Below are 22,322 nucleotides of genomic sequence, written 5' to 3'. Positions count from 1 at the left end.
TCGTTCTCCTTCTGTCATCGACGGGTGAGGGTCAGGTGCGTCACGCCGCTCGGCGATGACACGGATTCCACGTCGTAGCGCTCCTCGAGCGCCTCCAGGTCGTCCCAGAGCCGCTCGCCCCGACCGAGAAGGATCGGGACCTGAACGATGTGCGCGACGTCCACGAGTCCCGCTGCGAGGAAGTCCCTCAACATCGTCACGCCGCCGCCGATCCGCACGTCGAGGTCGCCCGCGGCATCCTTTGCGAGGGCGAGCGCCTCCGCGGGCGACGCGTCGACGAAGTGGAACACGGTGCCGCCGTCCATCTCGATGGAGGGACGGGCGTGGTGGGTGAGCACGTAGACGGGCGTGTGGAACGGCGGATTCGGCCCCCACCAGCCCCGCCACTCGTCAGCGGTGCCGACGCCGGTCCACGGCCCGGTCGAGGCGCTGAACTTGCCCCGCCCCATGATCTCGGCGCCGAAACCGAACCCGTGCTGTTCGGCGAAGGCGTTGTCGACTCCGGTGGAGCCGCCCGATTCTCCGACCATCGAGCGCCAGAACCTGGTGGCGAACATCCACTGGTGCAGGCGCTCGCCCGCGTGGCCGAACGGCGCTTCGAGGGTGAGGCCCTCGCCGGTGCCGAAACCGTCGAGCGAGATGGAGAAGTTGTTGACACGTACCCGCGACATGGAAGCCTCCGGAGGTAAGTGATTGCAGATTGCAACCTGTTCTCGGGTAACATACCCTCAAGCGATTGTCAGTTGCAAGCACTGAGTCGACAGGAGGTGCGACATGCCGGCAGCTCCCCGTTCCGGATGCGCGATCAACGCCGCCGTCGAGGTGCTCGGCGACCCCTGGGCGATGCTGGTGCTGCGCGACATCATGTTCGGAGGTCGCCGATACTTCCGCGAACTCCTCGCCGGTTCCGAGGAGGGCATCGCCTCCAACATCCTCGCCAGCAGGCTCAAGCGGCTCGTGGAGGGCGGGCTTCTCACCCGTGACGACGCGCAGCGCGGACAGCGGGCGGCGTACTCGCTCACGGAGTCCGGCATCCAGGTGCTCCCGGTGATGGTCGCCCTCGGCAACTGGGGGCTCGCGCACCGCACCGGCGAGCGCCGGCTGCGGGTGCGCGCGGAGCTTCTCCGCGACGGCGGCCCGGAACTGGTGGAGGCGCTGATGGACGAGCTCCGCGAGCTCCACCTGGGCGTCCCGCGGCCCGACCCCGACGCGCCTCGTCCCAGCGCGCAGCTGATGGCCGCGTACGAACTCGCGGTCCGCGAGACCCCAGCCGCGGCCGAGTGACCGGTAGCCTGCCGGGGTGACGGATGCTCCGGACTACGACCCTCGAGTCGTCGACCTGTACGACCTCGACAATCCCGACGGGCCCGACCACGACTATTACCGGTCGCTCGCCGTGGACGCCACTCGCATCCTCGACGTGGGATGCGGGACGGGCATCCTGACGGTGACCCTTCCGGCCCCGGGACGGAGCGTGGTCGGCCTGGACCCGTCACCGGCGATGCTCGCATATGCGCGTAGCAGGCCAGGCGCCGAACAGGTGACGTGGATCGACGGTGACACCCGCGCGCTCCCGGAGGAGGGCTTCGACCTGATCCTGATGTCGGGGAACATCGCCCAGCACATCCCGCATGGGGACTGGGAGCGCACGCTGCGCGACCTGCGCGCCGTCGCCGCGCCGGGCGCGACGCTCGCCTTCGAGAGTCGTAACCCGGATGCCCGCGCGTGGGAGTCCTGGGCGCAGGAGACCCCCTCCGTCCGTGACACCGTGCACGGCCCGCTGACGGAGTGGAGTGAGGTCGAGGGGAGGGGGGAAGGCGCCGTGCTGCTGCGCGCCTTCAACCGCTTCGAGGACACCGGCGAGACCGTCGTCATCGAGGAGCTGCTCGTCTTCCGCAGCCGGGATGAGATCGAGGCCGATCTGCGCGCCGCAGGCTTCGAGGTCACCGCCGTGTGGGGCGACTGGCAGCGCACGCCGTTCGACGGTCAGCGGACCATGGTCTTCGAAGCGCAACCCGTGGCTCGGCGCTGAGCGCCCCGGGCGCTCAGAGGCCGAGCAGCGTCACCGTCTCCTGCAGCGGCGCTCTGCCGGTTCGAAGGCGGGGAACGGACTCGTCCTCGTAGCCCACTGAGAGCCCGCAGAGCAGGATCTGGCTCTCGGGTGCACCCACCGCCTCGCGGACTGTCTTGTGGAACATCGTCCACATCACCTGCGGGCAGCTGTGCAGCCCCTCGGCGCGCAGCAGGAGCATGACGGTCTGGAGATGCATTCCGACGTCTGCCCACTGCCCCGGTCCCATGGCGGAATCGATGTAGAAGAACATGACGACAGGTGCGCCGAAGCCATCGGTGTTGAGCGCCGCGATCTTCTGCGGACGTTCGGGGTCGTCGCGCTCGATGCCGAGGGCTCCGTACCGCTGCGCAGCGGCGGTGGTGAACCTGTCGTCATACGGCGCGGGCATCGGCGCCGGATACATCGGGTACTGTCGCGGATCGCCGGGGTCACCCGCTGCAGCCCGTGCGGAGGCGTGTTCCTTCAGGCGGATCAACGGTTCGCCGGCGACGACGTACACGTGCCACGGCTGAAGGTTCCCGCTCGACGGAGCCCGCGTCGCCACCTCGAGAACGCGCATCAGGAGGTCCCTGGGGACCGGTGCGTCGCTGAACGCCCGCACTGCCCGTCGGGAGTCGACTGCTTCGAAGACGTCCATGACCAACGATCCTCACATATCGACCGGGCGACCTCGACCGTCGCGCATTGCCGACATGGCAAGGCGGGTCCGGCGTTCGAGCATCCAGTCGTGCGACGATGGCGCACATGACTGTTCCCACCCCCGTCCTCGAGACCGAGCGGCTGCGGCTGCGCCCGTTCACGGATGCCGACGGCGACGAGCTCTTCGCCCTGATGAGCGATGCCGACGTGCTGCGCTACTGGGACTCGTCGCCCTGGACGGATCGGGCGAACATCACCCGCTTCCTGGACAAGTGCCGGCGAGTTTCCGAGGAGGGGACCGGAGCGCGGGTCGCGATCGAGAGCAGGTCGGACGGCTCCTTCCTCGGCTGGGCGACGTTCGGCGACTGGGACGAGGACTTCCGGAGCGCATCCCTCGGATACGCGCTGAAGCAGGACGCCTGGGGGCACGGCTATGCGACCGAGGCGTCCGAGGCCCTGCTCGGGTGGGCTTTCGGCGCCTTCGACCTGAACCGCGTCCAGTCCGAGGCAGACACCCGCAACCCGGCATCCGCGCGAGTGCTGGAGAAGCTCGGGTTCGTGCACGAGGGCACTCTGCGCGAGGACTGCATCGTCGACGGCGTCGTCTCGGACTCGTGGGTCTACGGCCTGCTGCGCCGCGACTGGGACGCGCGGAACGGGTCGAGTGACGCAGCCGCGGCCTGACCGCGCGTCAGCGGGTGAACATGCCGCCGAGCCATCCCGGTGAGCGCTCCAGCAGGTCGTTCAGGTTGGTGCCGCGCTCGTGGTTGGTCAACGTGACGTGTGTGCGGCGGGCGATGCGGGTGAGCTCGGTGCAGACCTCTTCGACCGCCTTCGGCTCGTGCACCCACAGGTCGGCGAGCGCGTAGCCGCAGTCGTGCGCGCGGTCCGCGTGCAGACTGCGCGACCGCCCCGCCCGCGCGAGGAGGCCGCGGAAGTCGCTGGGGATGAACACGATCCGGGTGCGGGAGTGGTGCGGGAAGAAGGTCAGATTGATCACGGCGCGCGGCTGGACGATCGCACGCTCCCGACGCTGACCGAACACCGCGCCGGCTCGGGTGTCCTGGACGACCATGATCTCGGCGATCTCATCCCAGTCGATCGCCAGCCCGCCGCGCACGATCACGCCCGAGTCCGTGACCGCCAGGTCGATCGCGTCGGCGCCGCGCCTGGTGAGCAGCGGGAGCGCGAGGACTGCGAGCGAGATCCCGGCGACCAGGAAGATCGCTGAGATCGACGGCACGAGGATCAGCATCCCGAGGTTGTCGGAGTTGAACAGCTGCTCGCCGATCACGGTGAGGTTCGAGGGCGCTCGCCAGTCCCAGTACCGGACCGAGGGCGGGCCGAACAGCAGCTGCCGCAGTTCGTTCAGATAGGCCAGCAGGCAGTAGCCGATGAAGGCCGCCGCGGGCAGGCCGAGCACCAGGAGGACCGCCGTCCGCTGAAGCAGCAGACCCTGTGCGCTCCGGCTCGAGAGCAGGGCGTCGTCCGGCAGCGGGGCCGGTGCGGTGCTCCCGTCCCGGTCGCCGCCGCGGACCCGCCGGAACAGCTTCGCGTCCCCCAGGCGCTCGAGCGCCGGAACCGTGAACATGAACAGCCCGATCCAGAGACACACGATGATGCAGGGGATCAGGAACACGCACAGGATGATGCCGGCGAAGATGCTCTCCAACTCCTCGAAGCCCATGAAGATCGCCCAGACGAGCACCCCGGCGAGCACCAGCGATGCGAGTTTGGCCGTGAGCAGCCCGACGGCTTCGGCGACGTAGTAGCCGGAGGTCTTGGTCAGATATCTGACGAGAGCGCTGCGAGGATCGTCAAGGGGGGCGTGCTGGGGTGAGGAGGTCAGGGGAGTGTCGCTTTCGTCGGGTTTGTGCCGACTCAGCCTAATCGGGCCGCCTGGGATGATGCGGGCTCCGCCAAGTAGGGTTGTTCAGGCACATCCCGTACGGCACCAGGAGGAGCACCCGTGGCAGAGAACAGCATTTTCGAGGCGGACGGCCGCTCCGTGTCCTATGTCGATGAGGGTCCCGGTCCCGTCGCGCTCGTCCTCATCCCCGGTGTCGGCATGGACGGCGGAGCGCTCGGGTCGGTCGGTCATTACCTGGCCGAGGAGGCCGGCTTCCGCGTGCTGCGCATCGGCGCGCGCTCCGACGACAGCACTGTGGCCGAGCGCGTCGAGGACGCCCTCGCCGTGATGGATCACGTCGGACTCGAGGACGCCTGGATCGGCGGTCACGGCGCCGGCGGAACCGTCGCCCGCGTCTTCGCCGGTGAGCACACCGACCGCGTGAACGGCCTGCTGCTGCTCGGCGTCGAGGAGAACGAGACGCCGCTGGCTCCCGCGATCCCGATCCTCATCATCCAGGGCACCGAGGACGTCGTCACACCCTCCGCCAACGGCGTCGCCCTGCAGGCAACGGCGACCGATCGCGCCAGCATCACCAGCATCCAGGGCGCCGATCACTTCTTCCCGATGACGCACCCGATCGAGACCGCCGTCGTCATCGAGGAGTACCTCGACTGGGACTGACGCTCACGCGCTCCGCTCCGGCGCGGTGATCCGCGCGTAGCTGATCGTGCCGATCGCCAGGCCGACGCCCCAGATCAGGTACGCGGGAACAGAGACCCAGAAGAACCACTCCGGCAGGCCCTCGCTGTCGGCGGGCGGGAACGGATTCCGTCCCTGCATCCGCTCGATGATCATCTGCGCGGTCATCATGCCGAAGTAGGCGACCATCGAGGCGCCGAGCACACCGCCGCAGATGATCAGCAGCATCCTCGGCACGCGGCGGCCGTGCAGCCACGGCACCCAGCCGGGCCAGATCCTGCCCCAGCGGTGCACCAGTGCGAGCGGCAGCAGGGTGCCGGCGAGCAGGAAGGCCACCTCGAACAGGACGGATGCCGGGCTCGCCGCGAACGGGGTATTCTCCATGCCCACGAACAGCTGCGCGGTCAGGCGGATGACGCAGGCGGCCACCACCGCGTAGCCGGCCACGACGACCCAGCCGGGAGTGCGCGCGGGTCGCGGTCGCGGCGATCCCGGCCCCCGGGTCGTCTTCCAGAACCGCCAGGTGTGCGCGGCCGTGAGCGCCGCGGCGACGACGCAGACGGTGCGGCTGAGCGCGCCGAAGGGGAAGAACACCACGCCGAGGCCGGGCAGGATGCCGCCGACGAGATCGAGCAGGATCAGAGCGCCCGAGAGCATCAGTGCGGCCGCCGTGAGGGTGCCTGCGGTGATGACTGACCAGCGCAGCGCTGCCCTGGGCAGTCTGGCGCCGACAGCGGCCTGTGCGGCGACGGCCGCGAAAGCGACCACGGGCGGGGCGACGCTCCACCATCCGGTGATGACGATCAGGTCGGCGCGGACGGCGGAGAGCGGCACCTGCGGGTCCACAACGACCAGCACAGTCCGCACGACGGCATAGCAGGCGAGCCAGAGCAGCGTCACCACGGTGAGCCGATGGGAGACGCGCGAGGGGACGGGCGACGGCGGAGTCGTGACGGGGGAGCGCTCTGCGGTCTCGGTCATGTCCCCAGCCAAACCCCGAGCCGACCGCGGCGATTCACCCGCGGGGGTGACCGGGATGCCCCGCGGGGGTGAGATCAGGCTGAGGGCGACACCCGCACCCGGATGCTCTTCATCAGCGGCTGGTCGCTCTGCGCGCTGAAGTCGGCCGCCCCGATCAGCACGTTCAGCTCGGGCATGTAGCCGGCGGCGCTGCCGCGCGGCACGTCGTACTCCAGGGCGCGGAAGCCGCGAACCGCGCGCGTCGAGCCGTCCTTCGACGTCGAAACGACATCGACGAGGGCACCCTCGGCCAGGCCCCGATCGCGCATGTCGCGACGGTTCATCAGGATGAGCTCGCGGATGTTCTTCACGCCGCGGTACCGGTCGTCGTTCGAGTAGATCGTGGTGTTCCACTGGTCGTGCGAGCGTATGGTCTGGAGCACGAGCACGTCGGCATCCTCCGGGATGACGTCCGGCAGCGGGGCGTGCGAGAACTCGGCCTTGCCCGACGGGGTGCGGAAGTCCCGTTCGCGGGCGGGTTGGGGGATGCGGAACCCGTACGGCTGCCGGACCAGCTCGTTGAACCCCTCGAAGCCGGGCAGCACCTGCGACATCACGTCGCGGATCCGGTCGTAGTCGGCGACGTAGTCCTCCCACGGCGTGCTGCTGGAGGGCATCGTCGCGCGGGCGATGCCGCCGATGATCGCCGGCTCGCTGAGCAGCTGCGGTGACGCCGGTCGCCGCGCGCCGATCGACAGCTGCACCGAGCTCATCGCATCCTCGGTGGAGATGCCCTGCACGCCGTCGCGCTGCTCGTCCTTCTCGGTGCGCCCGAGGCAGGGCAGGATCAGCGCCTTGGCGCCGTGCACGAGATGGCTGCGGTTGAGCTTGGTGCTCACATGCACGGTCAGGTTGCACTGCCGCAGGCCGGCGGCGGTGAACGGCGTGTCGGGAGCCGCGCGCACGAAGTTGCCGCCCATGCCGACGAACACTTTCACGGCCCCGGCGTGCATGCCGGCGACCGTGTGCACGGTGTCGAGTCCCCGCCCGCGCGGCGAGCGGATGCCGCACACCTCGTCGAGCCTCTCCAGGAAGACCTCGGTGGGGTTGTGGTTGATGCCGCAGGTCCGGTTGCCCTGCACATTGCTGTGCCCGCGCACGGGGGAGGGACCGGTGCCCGGCCTGCCGATGTTGCCGCGCAGCATCAGCAGGTTCACGATCTCGCGCACCGTGTCGACGCCGTGCTCGTGCTGGCTCACGCCGAGGCACCAGCTGATCACCGTGCGCTCGGCGGCCAGGTAGACGCCTGCCGCGCGCCGGATGTCGGCCTCGGCGAGCCCGGACTGCTGCACCAGCTCGGCCCACGTCGTCGCCTCGACGATCGCACGGTACTCGTCGAGTCCCGTCGTGTACATCTCGAGGAAGGCCACATCGAGCACACCGGGGTCGTCCTGCGCAGCCTCGAAGACGGCCTTGGCCATCCCGCGGATCAGGGCGAGATCGCCGCCGGGACGCACCTGCAGGTTGTCGGTGCTGGTCTCGGTGGTCTTGAAGCGCGCCATGTCGAGGATCTCGTGCGGCACGATCGTGCGCGTCGATCCGGCCTCGTTCAGCGGGTTCACGTGCACCACCTGCGCGCCGCGGTCCACCGCCTGCGCCAGCGAGGTGAGCATGCGCGGTGCGTTGGAGGCGGCGTTGACGCCGAGCACGAACAGCGCGTCGCACAGCTCCCAGTCCTCCAGATCGGCTGTTCCCTTGCCGGTGGCGATCGACGCGGTCAGAGCGCGGCCGGATGCCTCGTGGCACATGTTCGAGCAGTCCGGAAGGTTGTTCGTGCCGTACTCGCGCACCATCAGCTGGTACAGGAACGACGCCTCGTTGCTGAGCCGCCCCGAGGTGTAGAACGTGGCCTGATCGGGGGACTCCAGCGCGCGCAGCTCCGCCCCGATCAGCGCGAACGCCTCGTGCCAGCGGATCGGCACGTAGCGGTCGGTCTCCGCGTCGTAGGTCATCGGCTCGGTGAGCCGCCCCTGGTCCTCGAGGTCGAAGTCGGTCCATCCGGCCAGTTCGGTCACCGTGTGCGCGGCGAAGAAGTCGCGATCCACGCGCTTGCGCGTCATCTCCCAGGTGACGTGCTTGATGCCGTTCTCGCAGATGTCCAGTCGCACGCCCTTGTCGTCCGGCCAGGCGCAGCCGGGGCAGTCGAAGCCGCGAACCGGATGGTTCATGATGAACATCGCCCTCGTGCCGAGCACCGGCTGCTGCTGGCGCACCAGCACCTCGCCGACCGAGAGCGCGGCACCCCAACCGGCGGCCGGATGCCGGTACGGCGAGCTCGACCAGGACCTGTCCGTGGCGGGTCCGAAGCCGCCCTGGCGCGGTCGGTCGGGCATCAGCCCGAGTGCGATCCCACTCATCTGCTCGCCGTCTCCGGAGCCCTCGGTCGCCGTGTCCGCCATCATCGCCGTCCTTCCGTCACGCTCGACCCTACGCCCGGGTCGGCGTCGCACCCAGGGCCGCACCGCGGTCATGACGGAGTGGCACACTGAGGAGCGACGAGGAGGCGGGATGACCGTGAACGTGCAGGTGCGGCGGATCTACGAAGATCCGGAACCCTCAGACGGCAAGCGGGTGCTGGTGGACAGGCTCTGGCCGCGCGGCATCAGCAAGGAACGCGCCGAGCTCGACGAATGGTGCAAGGATGTCGCGCCCTCGACCGAGCTGCGCAAGTGGTACGCGCACGACCCGGAGAAGTTCCCCGAGTTCGCGCAGCGATATCTCGTCGAACTCGAGGATCCGGAGCATGCGGAGGCTCTGGCGTCGCTGCGAGCGCTCGCAGCGACGGGACCGCTCACGCTGCTCACCGCCGCGAAGCGCGACGACATCAGCGAGGCCACCGTGCTGCGGCAGCTGCTCACCGGGGCAGACGCATGAGCGGCGCATCGCAGCAGATCGACGCCCCACTCACCCGCTCGACGATCTTCCTCGTGGTCACCGTCACCGACCAGGACGGTGCGATCGACACGGTCCGCGACGTCGTCTCGGGCATCGACGATCTGCTGAAGACGGTCGGGTTCCGCGACCCGCACGCCAGGCTGTCCTGCACGATCGGCATCGGCAGCCGGGTCTGGGCGGCGCTGACCGGTCGCGCGCAGCCCGCTGAGCTGCATCCGTTCCGCGAGATCGCCGGGCAGAAGCACACCGCGATAGCCACCCCCGGCGACCTGCTGTTCCACATCCGCGCCGACCGCACCGACCTCTGCGTCGAGTTCGAGCGGCTGCTGTTGGACGCCCTCGGTCCGGCGGTCAGCCCGGCCGACGAGACGCAGGGCTTCCGGTATTTCGACGCCCGCGACCTGTTGGGCTTCATCGACGGAACCGCCAATCCGGTCGGCCCCGACCTGCCGGAGGCGACGCTGATCGGCGACGAGGATCCGGCGTACCGCGGCGGCAGCTACGTGGTCGTGCAGAAGTACACGCATCCGCTCTCGCTCTGGCAGGCGCTGAGCACCGAGCAGCAGGAGGCCATCCTCGGCCGGCGCAAGGCCGACAACGTCGAGCTGCCGGATGCGCCGGCAGACAGCCAGAAGGCGCACAAGACCCTCGCGACGATCGAGGACGAGCACGGCGAGCACGACATCCTGCGGGACAACATGCCGTTCGCGCGCCCCGCGCACGGCGAGTACGGCACCTACTTCATCGGGTACACCCGCCGGCTGTGGGTGCTGGAGCGCATGCTTGAGCGCATGTTCATCGGCGATCCGCCGGGCCTGCACGACAGGCTGCTAGACTTCTCGACTCCGCTCACCGGAACGACGTTCTTCGCGCCCTCCGCCGAACTGCTCGCCGCCCTGGGTGACGACCCGGCGCAGGGGTAGCCTCGGATCCATGGGACGGATCACGACCAGACGCTCGGTGCTGAGGGTCGCGCTGGACGCGGGGACGCGGCGCCGTGCCGACACCCTCGCCGTCGAGGAGCCGCTCGAGATCCGCGTCGCCGGCGCACCGCTCGCGGTCACCATGCGCACCCCGGGGCACGACGTGGAGCTGGCCGCGGGGTTCCTCGTGTCGGAGGGGATCATCGCCTCCGGTGCGGAGTTCCGCTCGGCGATCCACTGCGGCGGGCCGGGCACCGGCGGCGCGGAGAACACCTACAACGTGCTCGACGTCGCGTTGGCCCCCGGCGTCGTCCCGCCCTCGCCGGAGCAGGCCCGTGCGTTCTACACCACGAGCTCCTGCGGGGTGTGCGGCAAGGCCAGCATCGATCAGGTCGCGACGATCTCGCGCTACGACGTGGCATCCGATGACGTGGTTGTCGACGCCGAGACGCTCACCGCCTTCCCCGACCTGCTGCGCGCGCAGCAGGAGGCGTTCGACAAGACCGGCGGACTGCACGCGGCCGCGCTGTTCGACGCCGCGACCGGCGAGCTGCTGGTGCTGCGCGAGGATGTCGGGCGGCACAACGCCGTCGACAAGGTGGTCGGCTGGGCGGTGCTGAACGACCGGCTGCCGTTGAGTGGCACAGTGCTGCAGGTCTCCGGCCGGGCGAGCTTCGAACTCGTGCAGAAGGCCGTCATGGCCGGCATCCCGATCCTCGCCGCCGTGTCTGCGCCGTCCTCGCTCGCCGCCGAACTCGCCGAGGAGCGCGGGCTGACGCTGGTCGGGTTCCTGCGGGAGCGGACGATGAACGTGTACTCGAATCCGGCACGCGTGCGCGTGCCGGAGCCCGCGCGCGGCGGTGCCCTGCAGGCATGAGCGCGCCGATCCGCGACGCCGTGGCGCATCTCGCGCCGGGCTACTTCGCCCTTGTGATGGGCACGGGCATCATCTCGGTCGGACTGCACGATGCCGGCTGGGAGCCGCTCTCCGACATCCTGATGTGGATCGCCGTGGTCGCCTATGCGGTGCTGTGGGTGCTCTACATCTGGCGGGCGTCCTCGTTCCGGCGCGAACTGGTGGCCGATCTGCGCGACCCGTCGAAGGCGTTCGGGTTCTTCACGATCATCGCCGGCACCGACGTGCTGGCCGTGCGGCTGAGCATGGCCGGTCTCACCGTCGTATCGCTGTGGATGCTGCTCTTCGCCGTGCTGCTCTGGTTCGTGTTCGGCTACGCGCTGCCGTGGCAGGTGCTGCTCACCCGCGACGGGAAGCCCGTCCTCGCGCGCACCAACGGCAGCTGGTTCATCTGGGCAGTGGCGAGCCAGTCGGTGGCTGTGGCGGTCGCACAGCTGCAGCCGGTGTTCGACGCCGGGCCCTGGGCCGGGATGCTGGCGGTGCTGGCCTGGTCGGTCGGGGTCAGCCTGTACGTCGCCGTCGCGATCCTGGTGCTGCTGCGCATCGTGCATTTCGGGATCACGCCGCGGGAGTTCGACCCGACGTTCTGGGTCACGATGGGAGCGCTGGCGATCGCCGTGGTGGCCGGCTCGGGCGTCGTCGGGATGGTGAACTCGCCCATGGTCGACGCGGTCCGCCCCCTGGTCACCGCCACGGTCGCCGTGTTCTGGACCTTCTGTGCGTGGCTCATCCCCGCGCTGGTGGGCGCCGGGATCTGGCGGCACGTGGTGCACAGAGTGCCGCTGAGATACGAGCCCACCCTGTGGTCGATGGTGTTCCCGGTGGGCATGTTCTCGGTGGCATCCATCCTGGTCGGGCGGGTCGACGACCTGCCCGCCGTCGAGCAGATCGGCCTGATCGGGGTCGCCGTCGCCGTTGTCGTGTGGGCGATCGTCTTCACCGGGATGCTGCATCACCTGGTGCTCGTGCTGTGGGGCGGCCGGCGTGGAGGGCCGGCTCAGACCACGAGCACGACCGCCGCCAGCACGACGTAGACCGCCGCTGTGGCGAGGGCGATCCGGCGCTGGGCGGTGCGTGAGCCGCGCAGCCGCACGGTGAGGCGCGCGGCGAGCACCGCGTAGGCGCTGTCGCAGGCCGCGGCGATCAGCACGAACAGCGCACCCAACACGGCCAGCTGCGGAGCCGACGGGCCGCGGTCGGGCCGTACGAACTGCGGCAGAAAGGCCAGGAAGAACAGCGCGGTCTTCGGGTTGAGCAGGTCTACGAGGAGACCGTCCAGGAACAGGCGTCCGCGCTGCGGCACGATCGGCCCGGCGTCCTCCTGCTCGGCGGCGCGCTCGCGCACGGTCCGCACAGCCATCCATACGAGGTAGGCGGCGCCCGCCCAGCCGACGATGTCCATGCCCAGCGGCACCAGCGCGAGCAGCGCCGCGACACCGGCCGCTGCCAGCGCAGCGTGCACGGCCGCGCCGGCCTCGAGGCCGAGCATCGAGAACAGTCCGGCGGCTCTGCCGTGCTGGGAGCTGCGCGCGACGACGTACGCGACCGAGGGACCGGGGATCGCGACGACCAGCAGCGTGGCACCCGCGAACGCCATGAGCATCTCCAGACTCGGCATTCGTCCGCTCCCCAACACCCGGTGGCCCTTCCCCCGTCGCCGCCCTATGATGAGGGACTCCACTTGCTCGGCGCTTTCCGATGCTCGGCGACGGCGCGGCGGATGGGCATTCGGGGGGATGCGGTCGATGAGGACGACACGGTGAGGTTCGAGACCCTGGGACCTCTGCGCGTGCACAGGGGTGACGTCGATGTCACGCCGCCCGGCCGGGTGCAGCGGCTCGTGCTGGCGACGCTGCTGCTGCAGGCGAACCACCCGGTGCCGGTGCAGGCGCTGACCGATGGGATATGGCCCGACGAACCTCCGAGCACTGCGCAGCCCCGGCTGCAACTGGCGGTGCACCGTCTGCGGAGCCGCCTGGACGATCCCGCGCGACTGAGCCTCGATCCCGGCGGATACCGGTTGCGAGTGGGGGAGGACGAGTCGGACGTCACGGCGTTCGACCGCCTCGCCGCCAGCCTTCTGGTCGAGCAGCGCTCGCCCGATGCCGTCGTGGACATCACTTCAGAAGCCCTCGCGCTCTGGCGCGGTGACCCCTCGAGGACGTCCTAGAGCTCACCGATTCCGCTGAGGCACTGCGCTGGGCGGATCGACGGCGCTGGGTGATGGAGGCGTGGTGCGAGGCGCAGCTGCTGTGCGGTCGGACCTCCGAGGTGATCGATCGCGCGGGCGCCGCGCTGGCGGCCGAGCCGCTGCATGAGCCGTACGCGGCCCTGCTCATGCGTGCGCTGCAGGACGCCGGTCGACCGGCGGATGCGCTCGCCGTGTACGACAGGATCCGCGTCGCCCTGCGGGATGAGCTCGGTCTCGACCCTGGACCGGCGCTGCGCGAAGCCCAGACGCAGGCCCTCGGCGAGGATGCGCCGAACAGCAGGTCTGCGGTGCCGTCCGAGCTCCCACCCGACGTCCCGCTCACCGGGCGCGACCAGTTCCTCGACCTGATCGGTGATCCTGCGCAGGTGCGCCTGCGGGTCATCACGGGCATGGCGGGGGTCGGTAAGACCGCGGCTGCCGTCGCATGGGGCCACCGGCACCTCGCCTCGTTCCGCGATGGCCAGATCTTCATCGATCTGCGTGGCTACAGCGATGACGCGCCGACTGCGGCGGAGGACGCGCTGGCATCCGTCCTGGCATCCCTCGGCCTCGCTCCGGATCGGATCCCGCCCGGTGCCGACGCGCGCACCGCACTGTGGCGCAGTCTGACGGCCGCGCGTCGGATGCTGGTTGTGCTCGACAATGCCAGGGAGACCGATCAGGTGCGGCCGCTGCTGACCGGGAGCTCGGACAGCACCGTCCTCGTGACCAGTCGCAACGACCTGCCGGGGCTGTCCGCTCGCGAGGGGGCGGATGTCGTCGTGGCATCGCCGCTCGCGCCCGAGGCCTCGGCCACCCTGCTGCGCAGACTGATCGGGCAGCGCGCCGACGACGATCCTGCAGCTGTCCAGGAACTCGCCCGGGTGTGCGGCGACCTGCCGCTGGCGCTGCGGATCGCCGCGCAGGAGCTGATCGCACGGCAGGATCTGACGCCGGCGGAGCTTCTCGGGGAAGTGTGCGATGAGCGCGATCGACTCGATCTGCTCGACGCCGACGACGGCGCCGCCACCGACATCCGCGCGGTGCTCTCGTGGTCGTACCGGGCGCTGCGTCCGGAGAGCGCTCAGGTGTTCAAGAGACTGGGCCAGCTGCCGGGAGCCGACATCGATCTGCTCGGTCTCACGGCGTTCTGCGGCCTGCCTGCGCGCGAGGTTCGGCGGCGGGCCGAGGCCCTGGTGCACATGCACCTGGCGCAGCGCTCCGCCACGGGTCGGTACCGGCAGCACGACCTGCTGCGCGCCTACGCTGCGGAGCGTGCAGCCGAGGACGGTCCTGCGGCTGCGTCGGCCGCTCGCACTCGCCTCCTGACGTTCTACGCTCGCGGAGCGCAGGAGGCGCTGCGCGTGTCGTTCCCCGACGGGGAGTATCTGGCGCAGGAGCCGATCGTCACCGACGGGCCGATCCCGGAGTTCGCGGCGATCCCGGAAGCGCAGGACTGGCTCCGCAGGGAATGGCCCAACGCGCTGGCCGCGCTGGAGCGGGCCCAGGACGGGGATGCAGACCTCATCCTCGTGCTGGCCAAGGCCTGGCACGTCCATCTGCGGGACAACGGACTGTACGCCGACGGTCTGCGTCTGCACGAGCAGGAGGTGAAGGTCGCTCGCCGCACGGGGAACGCGATCGCGGAGTACGGCGGCCATGTTCGGCTGGGCGCGAATCGGCGCAATCTCGGCGACCTCGCCGGAGCCGAGCGCGAGTACCGGACGGCGATCCGGATCGCTGATTCCCTCGGTGATCCTGCGCGACGGGCGCGATCGACCGGGAACCTCGCGATGATCACGGCCCTGCGCGGCCGTCTTCGCGAGGCCGAGGAACTGTTGGAACAGGTCATGCCGGTGCTTCGGGAACACGACGGTGCATACTCGATCGCGATCGGGCTGAGCTGCCTCGCGGAGTGCCGGCTCCGCTCCGGGGATCCGGAGGGGGCGGAGGAACTGCTGCAGGAGGGACTGCGGCTGTGCGATGAGGGCGAGCTTCCGATGCGTCGTCCGGGCATGCTGCTCGGACTGGCCGACGCGGCCTTCAGCCGTGGTCGTGTCGCCGAGTCGGAGGGGCTCGCGCGCGACGCGGAGCGACTGGCCGAGGAAGTCGGGGAGCCCAAGGTGCGGATCCTCGCTCTGGCGGCCGTCGGTCGAGCACGGCTCAGGCTCGGTGATGAAGGCGCAGGGCACGACGCCCTGCGCACGGCGATCGGCATGGCTCGCGGGGACGGCAGCGTCGAGGTGGCGATGGGGGTGCTCGAGATGTACGTCGAGGCCACCGCCGACCGTCAAGTGGCCACGGCGATGCACCGCGAAGCGGTCGCCTATGCCGCGGAGCACGGCTTCACCGGCCACGAGGCGAGGATGAGGGCCGCACTCGGCGCCGTCCTCGCCGACCGTGGCGACGCGGAGCGGGCCAGGGCGGAGCTCACTCTGGCCGCCGAGATGTACGCCGACCTCGAGGATCCGCGAGCGGAGACCGTGGCGGCGCTTGCGGAAGGGGTCGCGCCGGCGACGACACGGATCTCAACAGGAAAGAGCGCGGAAAGCGGGCTCCTCTAGCGTGACCCGGGTCGGCGCAACCGTCGGCATTCCACGGGAGACGGAGGACGTGCATGCGCAACACCACGACCGACCGGACGACGGCCGAGGCCGCCCCCGACTACCTCTTCGAGAGCGGATCCCGTCTGGGCGCCGTGCATCTCGACGCGCTCTCGACGGTGCTGGATCGCCACACGCTGAGCGTGCTCGACGCGCTGCCGCTTCCCGAGTATCCGCGGTGTCTGGAGGTCGGCGCGGGCAACGGTTCCGTCGCCCGCGCGATCGCCGAGCGCACCGACGGGGAGGTGCTCGCGATCGACCTCGATCCCGGGAACCTGATCGGAGGAACCCGTGTCGAGGTGCGTCAGCACGACATCCGCGACAGCGTGCCGGGTGGACCGTACGATCTCATCCACGCGCGCCTCGTGATGCTGCACCTGCCGGAACGCGAGCAGATCCTGCCCCGGCTCGTGGAAGCTCTCGCACCGGGCGGATGGCTGGTGCTCGGGGACATCAGCGAGATGCCGGCCGCCGTCGCGCTGCCCGAGGACGGTGACCGCGCCGTCTGGGACCGATACGCGCACGCCGCCTACGACATCGTCGGGCCGCAGGCCGGTCAGTCGTACGCCTGGGCGAGCGAGATGTACGAGAGGATGCTCGACGCAGGCCTGCGCGGTGTGCGCGCCGAGGCCTACCGTCCGCTCACGCGCGGCGGCGACACGAGCGCCCGATGCCACGTGAATCTCAGCATTCAGGGCGAGGGACCGCTGCTGCGGGCAGGGCTGTCGGCGGAGGATCTGCGTCGCTATCGCGAGATCATGCGGGATCCTCGGCTGCGCGCCTGGTTCTACGAGGTCGTGTACGCGTGGGGGCGGCGCCCGGTGCCGAGAGGACAGACAGCCTGATCCGGATCAGACCACGAGCACGACCGCCGCCAGCACGACGTAGACCGTGGCGCTCACCAGCGCGATGCGGCTCCGGGCGAGCCGGGAATCCCTCAGACGACTCGTCAGATGCCCGGCGAGCACCGCGTACGTGCTGTAGCAGGAGACGGCGATCAGCATGTAGAGAGTGCCGAGGACACCGAGCTGCAGGGCCGACGGCCCACGGTCCGGTCGCACGAACTGCGGCAGGAACGCGAGGAAGAACAGCGCCGTCTTGGGGTTGAGGACGTCGACGAGGAGCCCGTCGAGGAAGAGCCGGCCGCGGTGCGGGAGCGGGGCAGGGCCGTCCGCCGGTTGCTCGGCTCGGCGCGTGCGCACCGTGTGGACGGCGAGCCAGACAAGGTAACCGGCGCCGGCCCAGCCGACCGCCTCCATGCCCATCGGCACCAGCGCGAGCAGCGCGGCGACACCGGCCGCGGCGAGTGCCGTGTGCACGATCACTCCCGCGCCGAGTCCCATCATCGAGAACAGCCCGGCGGCGGTGCCGTGCTGCGAGCTGCGAGCGATGACGTAGGCCACTGAAGGGCCTGGCACCGCGGCTATCATCAGTGCTGTAGCGGCGAACGCCAGCAGCATCTCCATACTCGGCATGCGAATCCCCCCGGATACCGGGGGCGTTTCCCCCGGTGCCGACCCATGATGATCGCCTCCGATTTCATGGTGTTTTCGTGCCCGCTGCCCGCTGCCCGCTGCCCGCTGCCATGAGGGCCCCGGACATGCCGGAACCGCCGCACCCGGGTGGGAGCGGCGGTTCCGGGGAGAGCTCAGGCCGGCTGCGGAAGCAGGGTGAAGGACACCGCCCCCTGCTCGTCGACTCCGGCGTCGAGCACCTTGTCGGAAAGGGCCTCGGAAGCCTCGTGCTCGAGGAACACGCGGGTGCCCTCCGAGTCGACGATGTCGTCGCCGGGCTCCGGGGCCGGTGCGACCGAGACCATGAAGCGGGGCTCCTCGGTCGTGGCCGATTCGGTCGGGTGGATGCGCAGACCGGCACCGGGATCGGTGGTCTGGCGTGTGACGAGGGTCGTCACGATCGTGCTGGCGTTCTCGGTCAGGGTGAGCATTGCGCTTCCTTCCGGTTGGCGTCACCGCACCGTCCGGCGCGGTGTCCGGGCCACGTTTCCGCACTGGGCCGACATCCTCAACCGGGGCACGAGGACTCTGACGACATTCACACCCAGTGCCGCTTCCGGCGCGTACCATGCGGGCATGGCCCAGTCCGCTCTTCGCGCGCAAGTGCGTCTGCGCACAGTCAGCTCGGTGCTGCTCGGCGTCGTCGCGGGCGTCGGCACCGGGGTCCTCTTCGGCCCCGCGGCGGGGATCGTCGGCGGCTGGGGCACACTCGCGCTGGTGAACACGATCTGGGTGCTGCTGCTGGTCTGGCCGATGGATGCCGCGGCCACCAGGGCGCACGCGCTGGCCGAGGATCCGGGGCGCCGCATCGCCCGTCTCATCGCGATCATCGGCAGCCTGATCAGCCTCGTCGCGGTCGGTGTCGTCGTGCTGCAGGCACGGAACGCCCCGGAGATCGAGGGGTACGTGCTCGCCGCAATCGCCGTGCTGGGCGTCGCGGCGTCCTGGGCGCTCATCCAGACCGACTACATGCTCCGCTACGCGCGGATCTACTACTCCGAGCCTGCCGGCGGCATCTCGTTCAACCAGCAGGAAGACCCGGAGTACACCGACTTCGCGTACTTCTCGGTCGGCCTCGGGATGACCTATCAGGTGTCGGACACGAACGTCCAGACCAACGGCATCCGCCGGATCGTGATCGCGCAGACGCTGCTCGCGTATCTGTTCGGCGCGGTGATCCTGGCGACCGTCATCAACCTCGTCACCAGCCTGGGCGGCTGAACGCCTGTGGGCGTCGGCGCCCGGTGGCAGGATGGGCCCATGCCCGAGTCTCCAGAAGTGCAGGCGCTCGCAGAACAGCTCGACGAGCGGATGGCCGGTCATGCGATCGCCTCCGTCGAGGGCGTGGACAGGCGGATCGTGAAGACGAGGGACCGGCCGCCGGCATCCGTCGCCGGGGCGCGCGTCGACGGGGTGCGCCGCTTCGGCAAGTATCTCGGGCTCGACCTGGGCGGTCAGTGGCTGGTGCTGAGTTTCGGGCGCAACGGCTGGGTGCGCTGGCGTCCGGGCGGTACGCCCGATCCGGATGCCCCCGGCTTCGCCGTAGGGGCGATCACGCTCGATGACGGCGCCCTGCTGGAGATCGCCGAGACCGGAGACTTCCTCGCGGTCGCCGTCTGGGTCGTGGATGCGCCGGACGACGTGACGGGTGTCGCCGACCTCGGACCGGACCCGATATCACCTGAGTTCGCGCCGGCCGACCTCGAGCGTGCGATGGGCACCCGGCGCAAGCAGATCAAGGCGCTGCTGCAGGAGCAGCGCTCGATCGCAGGCATCGGCAACGCGTACTCCGACGAGATCCTGCACCGGGCCCGGCTGTCGCCCACCGCTCACGCCTCGGTGCTGACGCCCGCGGAGCGGGAGCGGCTCTACCTGGCGACCGTCGAAGTCATGCGCGGCGCTGTCGCCGACCGCCGGGGTGTGCCCGCCGACCGCCTGAAGCAGACCAAGGTGGCCGCGATGGCCGTGCACGGCAGGGGAGGCGAGGCCTGTCCGGTGTGCGGTGACACCGTCGTCGATCACATCTTCGGCGGCGCGTCCGCCCAGATGTGCCCGACCTGCCAGGCCGAACCCGCCTGACCGGCGGCTCCTACGGGTCAGCCCTGCCGGCGCCTGACCAGTGATGGCAGGCCGATCCACAGCACCACGATCAGGACCACGCCGACGATCGCGGCGGACACCGCAGCGACGCGACCCAGAGTCACGTCCAGGATGAGTGCGGTCACCCCCACGGTGAGGGCACCGATGACCACCAGATTCGCCTTCACGAGGACGTTGGCGATGCGCACCAGTTCGGGTTTGCGGTGCTGGTGGAACAGCAGCCGGTGCAGGCCGACCGGCGCGAGCGCCAGCACGGTCGCGGTCGCGGCCGCGAGCACCAGGGCGACGTACAGGATCCGCTGCTGATCGCTGAGTTCGGTGAACCGGGGCTGGAACGCGACGGCCAGCAGGAATCCGGTCAGCACCTGGGTGCCCGTCTGCATCACCCGGAGCTCCTGCATGAGCTCGTTCCAGTTGCGATCGGCTCTGCCCTCGGGCGATTCGGTGCGTCCGTCGTCGTCGTCCGTCATCTCGCGGCTCGCAGCGCAGCGGCGATCCCCGGGTCGAGGCCCGGCACCTCGTCCGTCGGCACGGCGAGGGCGAGCAACGCCCGGCTGAAGTAGTTCCGGGCCGCAGCGGCCAAGGTGATGTCCACGATCTGCCGGTCGTCGAAGCCGGCGTCGCGGAGGGCCTGCGTGTCGGCATCCGTCATCGAGGCGGGATCGGTGGACAGCCGCGCCGCGTACCGGATGACGGCCTGCTCGGCGTCCGAGAACGCGGAGTCGTCGCCGTGCGCGAAGCCGCCCAGGCCCGCCTCGTCGATCACGTCGGCGCGGAGCGCCTTGCGGCCGTGCGCGAGCAGGCAGTGCGGCGAGCCGATCGCCCGTGCAGCGCCCAGCGTCGCGGCTTCGTAGACGCCGATGCCGATCGACGGCACCACTGCCCGGATCAGCGACTCGAACGCCGCATACGCCTCGGGATTCGTCGCCATCGCCGCAGTGTGCCCGAACACGAAGCCGTCGGCCTCGATGTCGTCCGCGTACATCTCGGCGACCTTGCCGGTCGCGCCCTCGGCCGCGGGAGGAGTGATGATCATGCCCGGCACGGTACTCGCCGCCGCAGAGGAACGGAAGGGCTCGGAGCCCTCCCTTCCTGGCAGGCGTACCATCGAGGGATGACCACGCACGGCAGCACCACGGAATCCGCGCACGAGCAGCAGTCGCCGCTCGCGCCGCTGACGCTCCTCGGCGCCGGGGATCCCTCCGCGGGCCTGTGCGTCGACGGCTTCTGCGTCCTCCCCGGCGCGCAGCGCGAAGAGGACGCAGACTAGGTCGTCATCCGCCGATCAGTGCCCGCCGTGCGCGGGTGCCTCGGAGCCGTCGTCCTCGGGCTTGCGGATCAGGAAGGCACCGATGATCGTTACGGTCGCGATGACCGCGGCGATCGTGAATGCCACCCGTGAACCGGCGGCCACAGCCGCGGGCGCCTGAGGTCCGCCGTTCGCCGCGGCGACGGCGGTGAAGATCGCCATCATCACCGCGATGCCCGCAGCGCCGGCCACCTGCTGCACGGTGCCGATGACCGCGCTGCCGTAGGAGTAGAACTTCGGCGACAGCGAGGCGAGCGACGCGGTGAACAGCGGCGTGAACGACAGCGCGAGGCCGATCGAGAGCAGCGTCTGCGCGATCGCGACCACCCACACCGAGGTACCGGTGCCGAGGGTCGTGTAGAACCACAGCATCGATGCGGCGAGGATGGAGCCGGGGATCAGCAGGATCCGCGTGCCCCGGGCGTCGTAGATGCGGCCGATCACCGGACCGAGCAGACCCATCGCGAGAGCGCCGGGAAGCATCACCAGACCGGCATCCGTCGGTGCGATCTCGAGACCGTCCTGCAGGAACAGCGGGATCACCGTGATCGCGCCGAAGAACGCCAGCGACAGCAGGAACATCTGCGCCATCGACAGCGAGAAGTCCTTCGAGCGGAAGATGCGCAGGTCGAGCAGGGCATCGTCCTTGCGCTGCAGCACCACCTGGCGCCGCAGGAACAGGCCCAGACCGACGACGCCGACGACGAGCGAGATCGCCATCGGTGCCCAGCTGACGCCCGAACCGAGTCCGCCGATCTGGCTGAGGCCGAACACGAGGCCGCCGAAGCCGAACGCCGAGAGCACGATCGAGAGCACGTCGATCGGTGCGTGCGTGGTCTCGCCGACGTTGGTCAGCCAGCGCCACCCGATGGCCAGCGCGACCAGCGCGATCGGCAGCACCACGACGAAGATGGAGCGCCACGAGAAGTGGTCGAGCAGGAAGCCCGACAGCGTCGGACCGATCGCCGGCGCGAGCGACATGACGACGCTCACACGGCCCATCATCCGGCCGCGCGACGCCGCCGGCACGAGGTTCATCAGTGTGGTCATCAGCAGCGGCATCATGATCGCCGTGCCGGATGCCTGCACGATGCGCGCGCCGAGCAGCATCGGGAACCCGAGCGAGAGCGCGGCCAGCAGCGTGCCGGCGGAGAACAGCGTGAGTGCTCCGATGAACATCTGCCGGGTCGTGAAGCGGCGCAGGAGGAACCCGGTGGTCGGGATGATGACCGCCATCGTGAGCATGAAAGCGCTGGTGACCCACTGCGCGGCCAGCGGTGAGATCCGCAGGTCGGTGATGAGGTGCGGGATCGCCATGTTCATCGTGGTCTCGTTGAGGATCGCGACGAAGGCGGCTGCGAGCAGCACCCAGATCACCGCCATGTCCTTGCGCGGGATCACCTGGTTCGTGGCGGTCGGGATGGAGCCGGTGTCGACGGCAGACATGAGGTTCCTCCGAGAGGTGCGCAAGAGATGGATGCGGAAGACTGGACGGTTCCGCGAGAGTTGTTCAGCGTAACGGATGCCTCCGACATTCCATTCCCGCTGCGATGACATTCTTATGAATCGTCGTCCTGTCCCCGCCCG

25 protein-coding genes are annotated in these 22,322 nt (G+C 69.9%); 14 read left to right on the top strand and 11 right to left on the bottom strand.

The features are described 5' to 3' along the window. Positions 1–14 precede the first annotated feature (14 nt). Positions 15–671: a dihydrofolate reductase family protein gene (locus tag ACFVDO_RS06190; RefSeq protein ID WP_378858139.1), complete on the bottom strand. Its 657-nt coding sequence runs from the start codon at positions 669–671 to the stop codon at positions 15–17. Positions 672–774: 103 nt separating this feature from the next. Here ACFVDO_RS06190 and ACFVDO_RS06185 point away from each other — a divergent pair, with 103 nt between their 5' ends. Next, on the top strand, positions 775–1,284 hold the full coding sequence (locus ACFVDO_RS06185) for a winged helix-turn-helix transcriptional regulator (RefSeq protein ID WP_378858140.1): 510 nt from the start codon (positions 775–777) through the stop codon (positions 1,282–1,284). 16 nt (positions 1,285–1,300) lie between these two features. Then, complete coding sequence (locus tag ACFVDO_RS06180) at positions 1,301–2,032, top strand: class I SAM-dependent methyltransferase (RefSeq protein ID WP_378858141.1); 732 nt, start codon at positions 1,301–1,303, stop codon at positions 2,030–2,032. Between the two features lie 13 nt (positions 2,033–2,045). On the opposite strand, the gene ACFVDO_RS06175 is transcribed toward ACFVDO_RS06180, so the two are convergent. Next, positions 2,046–2,711, bottom strand: a complete 666-nt coding sequence (locus ACFVDO_RS06175) for a nitroreductase (RefSeq protein WP_378858142.1) — start codon at positions 2,709–2,711, stop codon at positions 2,046–2,048. A 107-nt stretch (positions 2,712–2,818) separates the two neighbouring features. Here ACFVDO_RS06175 and ACFVDO_RS06170 point away from each other — a divergent pair, with 107 nt between their 5' ends. After that, positions 2,819–3,397, top strand: coding sequence for a GNAT family N-acetyltransferase (locus ACFVDO_RS06170; protein ID WP_378858143.1), 579 nt, complete (start codon positions 2,819–2,821; stop codon positions 3,395–3,397). Positions 3,398–3,404: 7 nt separating this feature from the next. Here the strand turns inward: ACFVDO_RS06170 and ACFVDO_RS06165 are convergent, their stop codons facing one another. Beyond that, entirely contained in the window at positions 3,405–4,433 is a 1,029-nt protein-coding gene (locus ACFVDO_RS06165) for a hypothetical protein (protein WP_378858144.1), read from the bottom strand. Between the two features lie 249 nt (positions 4,434–4,682). Here ACFVDO_RS06165 and ACFVDO_RS06160 point away from each other — a divergent pair, with 249 nt between their 5' ends. Next, positions 4,683–5,246: an alpha/beta fold hydrolase gene (locus tag ACFVDO_RS06160; protein WP_378858145.1), complete on the top strand. Its 564-nt coding sequence runs from the start codon at positions 4,683–4,685 to the stop codon at positions 5,244–5,246. Positions 5,247–5,249: 3 nt separating this feature from the next. Here ACFVDO_RS06160 and ACFVDO_RS06155 read toward each other — a convergent pair whose 3' ends face one another. Beyond that, complete coding sequence (locus ACFVDO_RS06155) at positions 5,250–6,245, bottom strand: hypothetical protein (protein WP_378858146.1); 996 nt, start codon at positions 6,243–6,245, stop codon at positions 5,250–5,252. Positions 6,246–6,319: 74 nt separating this feature from the next. After that, positions 6,320–8,683 carry an FdhF/YdeP family oxidoreductase gene (locus ACFVDO_RS06150; protein ID WP_378858147.1) on the bottom strand — a complete coding sequence of 788 codons (2,364 nt, stop codon included), beginning with the start codon at positions 8,681–8,683 and terminating at the stop codon, positions 6,320–6,322. 109 nt (positions 8,684–8,792) lie between these two features. Between ACFVDO_RS06150 and ACFVDO_RS06145 the strand changes: the two genes are divergently transcribed. From ACFVDO_RS06145 to ACFVDO_RS06130, 4 genes are read left to right on the top strand one after another with little or no spacing between them, the layout of a single operon-like run. Beyond that, the gene (locus ACFVDO_RS06145; RefSeq protein ID WP_378886842.1) at positions 8,793–9,158 is read left to right on the top strand and encodes a DUF488 domain-containing protein; all 366 of its coding nucleotides are present in this window, start codon (positions 8,793–8,795) and stop codon (positions 9,156–9,158) included. Then, entirely contained in the window at positions 9,155–10,102 is a 948-nt protein-coding gene (locus ACFVDO_RS06140) for a Dyp-type peroxidase (protein WP_378858149.1), read from the top strand. Before ACFVDO_RS06145 ends, ACFVDO_RS06140 begins: the two co-directional genes overlap by 4 nt. 10 nt (positions 10,103–10,112) lie before the next feature. Next, positions 10,113–10,979, top strand: a complete 867-nt coding sequence (fdhD, locus tag ACFVDO_RS06135; RefSeq protein WP_378858150.1) for a formate dehydrogenase accessory sulfurtransferase FdhD — start codon at positions 10,113–10,115, stop codon at positions 10,977–10,979. Beyond that, on the top strand, positions 10,976–12,052 hold the full coding sequence (locus tag ACFVDO_RS06130; RefSeq protein ID WP_378858151.1) for a tellurite resistance/C4-dicarboxylate transporter family protein: 1,077 nt from the start codon (positions 10,976–10,978) through the stop codon (positions 12,050–12,052). Before fdhD ends, ACFVDO_RS06130 begins: the two co-directional genes overlap by 4 nt. Here ACFVDO_RS06130 and ACFVDO_RS06125 read toward each other — a convergent pair. After that, entirely contained in the window at positions 12,016–12,636 is a 621-nt protein-coding gene (locus ACFVDO_RS06125) for a LysE family translocator (RefSeq protein ID WP_378858152.1), read from the bottom strand. The genes ACFVDO_RS06130 and ACFVDO_RS06125 overlap by 37 nt on opposite strands. 141 nt (positions 12,637–12,777) lie before the next feature. On the opposite strand from ACFVDO_RS06125, the gene ACFVDO_RS06120 reads away from it, so the two are divergent. Genes ACFVDO_RS06120 through ACFVDO_RS06110 form a run of 3 tightly spaced genes read left to right on the top strand, consistent with a single transcriptional unit; the run spans position 12,778 to position 16,657 of the window. Continuing rightward, entirely contained in the window at positions 12,778–13,188 is a 411-nt protein-coding gene (locus tag ACFVDO_RS06120; protein ID WP_378858153.1) for a hypothetical protein, read from the top strand. A gap of 23 nt (positions 13,189–13,211) precedes the next feature. Further along, on the top strand, positions 13,212–15,773 hold the full coding sequence (locus tag ACFVDO_RS06115; protein WP_378858182.1) for an ATP-binding protein: 2,562 nt from the start codon (positions 13,212–13,214) through the stop codon (positions 15,771–15,773). A 53-nt stretch (positions 15,774–15,826) separates the two neighbouring features. Then, a complete protein-coding gene (locus tag ACFVDO_RS06110) occupies positions 15,827–16,657 on the top strand; it encodes a class I SAM-dependent methyltransferase (protein ID WP_378858154.1) in 831 nt (276 codons plus the stop codon). A gap of 6 nt (positions 16,658–16,663) precedes the next feature. Here ACFVDO_RS06110 and ACFVDO_RS06105 read toward each other — a convergent pair whose 3' ends face one another. Beyond that, positions 16,664–17,287 (bottom strand): LysE family translocator, encoded by a 624-nt coding sequence (locus tag ACFVDO_RS06105; RefSeq protein ID WP_378858155.1) that lies wholly within the window; start codon positions 17,285–17,287, stop codon positions 16,664–16,666. 173 nt (positions 17,288–17,460) lie between these two features. After that, on the bottom strand, positions 17,461–17,757 hold the full coding sequence (locus ACFVDO_RS06100; protein WP_378858156.1) for a Fe-S cluster assembly protein HesB: 297 nt from the start codon (positions 17,755–17,757) through the stop codon (positions 17,461–17,463). 145 nt (positions 17,758–17,902) lie between these two features. On the opposite strand from ACFVDO_RS06100, the gene ACFVDO_RS06095 reads away from it, so the two are divergent. Together ACFVDO_RS06095 and ACFVDO_RS06090 are read left to right on the top strand one after the other, a co-directional pair. Then, positions 17,903–18,547: a DUF1345 domain-containing protein gene (locus tag ACFVDO_RS06095; RefSeq protein ID WP_378858157.1), complete on the top strand. Its 645-nt coding sequence runs from the start codon at positions 17,903–17,905 to the stop codon at positions 18,545–18,547. A gap of 39 nt (positions 18,548–18,586) precedes the next feature. Continuing rightward, complete coding sequence (locus ACFVDO_RS06090; RefSeq protein WP_378858158.1) at positions 18,587–19,405, top strand: DNA-formamidopyrimidine glycosylase family protein; 819 nt, start codon at positions 18,587–18,589, stop codon at positions 19,403–19,405. Positions 19,406–19,422: 17 nt separating this feature from the next. Here the strand turns inward: ACFVDO_RS06090 and ACFVDO_RS06085 are convergent, their stop codons facing one another. Both ACFVDO_RS06085 and ACFVDO_RS06080 read right to left on the bottom strand, forming a co-directional pair. Beyond that, positions 19,423–19,896 (bottom strand): DUF6328 family protein, encoded by a 474-nt coding sequence (locus ACFVDO_RS06085; RefSeq protein WP_378858159.1) that lies wholly within the window; start codon positions 19,894–19,896, stop codon positions 19,423–19,425. Further along, positions 19,893–20,462, bottom strand: a complete 570-nt coding sequence (locus ACFVDO_RS06080) for a carboxymuconolactone decarboxylase family protein (RefSeq protein WP_378858160.1) — start codon at positions 20,460–20,462, stop codon at positions 19,893–19,895. The genes ACFVDO_RS06085 and ACFVDO_RS06080 overlap by 4 nt, the downstream gene beginning before the upstream one ends. Positions 20,463–20,540: 78 nt before the next feature. Here ACFVDO_RS06080 and ACFVDO_RS06075 point away from each other — a divergent pair, with 78 nt between their 5' ends. Then, the gene (locus ACFVDO_RS06075; RefSeq protein WP_378858161.1) at positions 20,541–20,696 is read left to right on the top strand and encodes a hypothetical protein; all 156 of its coding nucleotides are present in this window, start codon (positions 20,541–20,543) and stop codon (positions 20,694–20,696) included. A 15-nt stretch (positions 20,697–20,711) separates the two neighbouring features. Here the strand turns inward: ACFVDO_RS06075 and ACFVDO_RS06070 are convergent, their stop codons facing one another. Further along, positions 20,712–22,181, bottom strand: coding sequence for an MDR family MFS transporter (locus ACFVDO_RS06070; protein ID WP_378858162.1), 1,470 nt, complete (start codon positions 22,179–22,181; stop codon positions 20,712–20,714). Between the last annotated feature and the right edge of the window lie 141 nt (positions 22,182–22,322).

This window comes from Microbacterium sp. NPDC057741 (genome assembly GCF_042798735.1).
Taxonomy (GTDB): Bacteria; Actinomycetota; Actinomycetes; order Actinomycetales; family Microbacteriaceae; genus Microbacterium.
This window is presented reverse-complemented; position numbering and strand designations above follow the sequence as displayed.

Coding starts and splice junctions, on each gene's coding strand:
- ACFVDO_RS06190 (WP_378858139.1), bottom strand. CDS start 671: ATGTCGCGGGTACGTGTCAACAACTTCTCCATCTCGCTCGACGGTTTC.
- ACFVDO_RS06185 (WP_378858140.1), top strand. CDS start 775: ATGCCGGCAGCTCCCCGTTCCGGATGCGCGATCAACGCCGCCGTCGAG.
- ACFVDO_RS06175 (WP_378858142.1), bottom strand. CDS start 2,711: ATGGACGTCTTCGAAGCAGTCGACTCCCGACGGGCAGTGCGGGCGTTC.
- ACFVDO_RS06170 (WP_378858143.1), top strand. CDS start 2,819: ATGACTGTTCCCACCCCCGTCCTCGAGACCGAGCGGCTGCGGCTGCGC.
- ACFVDO_RS06155 (WP_378858146.1), bottom strand. CDS start 6,245: ATGACCGAGACCGCAGAGCGCTCCCCCGTCACGACTCCGCCGTCGCCC.
- ACFVDO_RS06150 (WP_378858147.1), bottom strand. CDS start 8,683: ATGGCGGACACGGCGACCGAGGGCTCCGGAGACGGCGAGCAGATGAGT.
- ACFVDO_RS06145 (WP_378886842.1), top strand. CDS start 8,793: ATGACCGTGAACGTGCAGGTGCGGCGGATCTACGAAGATCCGGAACCC.
- ACFVDO_RS06140 (WP_378858149.1), top strand. CDS start 9,155: ATGAGCGGCGCATCGCAGCAGATCGACGCCCCACTCACCCGCTCGACG.
- fdhD (WP_378858150.1), top strand. CDS start 10,113: ATGGGACGGATCACGACCAGACGCTCGGTGCTGAGGGTCGCGCTGGAC.
- ACFVDO_RS06130 (WP_378858151.1), top strand. CDS start 10,976: ATGAGCGCGCCGATCCGCGACGCCGTGGCGCATCTCGCGCCGGGCTAC.
- ACFVDO_RS06125 (WP_378858152.1), bottom strand. CDS start 12,636: ATGCCGAGTCTGGAGATGCTCATGGCGTTCGCGGGTGCCACGCTGCTG.
- ACFVDO_RS06110 (WP_378858154.1), top strand. CDS start 15,827: ATGCGCAACACCACGACCGACCGGACGACGGCCGAGGCCGCCCCCGAC.
- ACFVDO_RS06105 (WP_378858155.1), bottom strand. CDS start 17,287: ATGCCGAGTATGGAGATGCTGCTGGCGTTCGCCGCTACAGCACTGATG.
- ACFVDO_RS06100 (WP_378858156.1), bottom strand. CDS start 17,757: ATGCTCACCCTGACCGAGAACGCCAGCACGATCGTGACGACCCTCGTC.
- ACFVDO_RS06095 (WP_378858157.1), top strand. CDS start 17,903: ATGGCCCAGTCCGCTCTTCGCGCGCAAGTGCGTCTGCGCACAGTCAGC.
- ACFVDO_RS06090 (WP_378858158.1), top strand. CDS start 18,587: ATGCCCGAGTCTCCAGAAGTGCAGGCGCTCGCAGAACAGCTCGACGAG.
- ACFVDO_RS06085 (WP_378858159.1), bottom strand. CDS start 19,896: ATGACGGACGACGACGACGGACGCACCGAATCGCCCGAGGGCAGAGCC.
- ACFVDO_RS06080 (WP_378858160.1), bottom strand. CDS start 20,462: ATGATCATCACTCCTCCCGCGGCCGAGGGCGCGACCGGCAAGGTCGCC.
- ACFVDO_RS06075 (WP_378858161.1), top strand. CDS start 20,541: ATGACCACGCACGGCAGCACCACGGAATCCGCGCACGAGCAGCAGTCG.
- ACFVDO_RS06070 (WP_378858162.1), bottom strand. CDS start 22,181: ATGTCTGCCGTCGACACCGGCTCCATCCCGACCGCCACGAACCAGGTG.